Source organism: Pseudoalteromonas sp. S4492, from assembly GCF_005886115.1.
In the GTDB taxonomy this organism is placed as follows: domain Bacteria; phylum Pseudomonadota; class Gammaproteobacteria; order Enterobacterales; family Alteromonadaceae; genus Pseudoalteromonas; species Pseudoalteromonas gelatinilytica.
The window spans coordinates 1-347 of sequence record NZ_PNCP01000349.1 but is presented as its reverse complement, the minus strand read 5'-3'; the positions used below and the strand labels follow the sequence as shown (position 1 = coordinate 347).

The following is a 347-nucleotide window of genomic DNA, read 5'->3' as shown; positions in this document are numbered from 1 at the left end:
GTCAATTCAGGGGAGAGGGCGCTGAATCTTTTCATCAACTGGAAAACCGTTCTGTTTCGGTGATCAAGCAAATCATAAGCCAGCATCAGGGACAGAAAGTGCTGGTGGTCTCTCACGGAGCTTTTATCAAAACATTGCTGACCAGTCTCCAGTCCCGCTCTTTGGATGAAATCTGGGAAGGGCCTTATGCGAGAAACCTCTGCCACAGTATTGTGCTGGGTCATGAAGATTCAGGGGTGAGGGTTAAACAATTCTGTGATGAAGACTGGGGGAATATCACTTGAATGTAATGGAAAGGACTCTGCAATGGAGTTTATAAAGTCGTACGACTATGAGTCTGCCGTCAG

At 46.7% G+C, this 347-nt stretch carries 1 protein-coding gene; it reads left to right on the top strand.

Annotated features, from left to right (window positions below; genetic code table 11):
- Positions 1-284, top strand: a 284-nt coding sequence (locus CWC28_RS21785) for a histidine phosphatase family protein (protein WP_138625789.1), incomplete at its 5' end; no start/stop codon positions are given.
- Between the last annotated feature and the right edge of the window lie 63 nt (positions 285-347).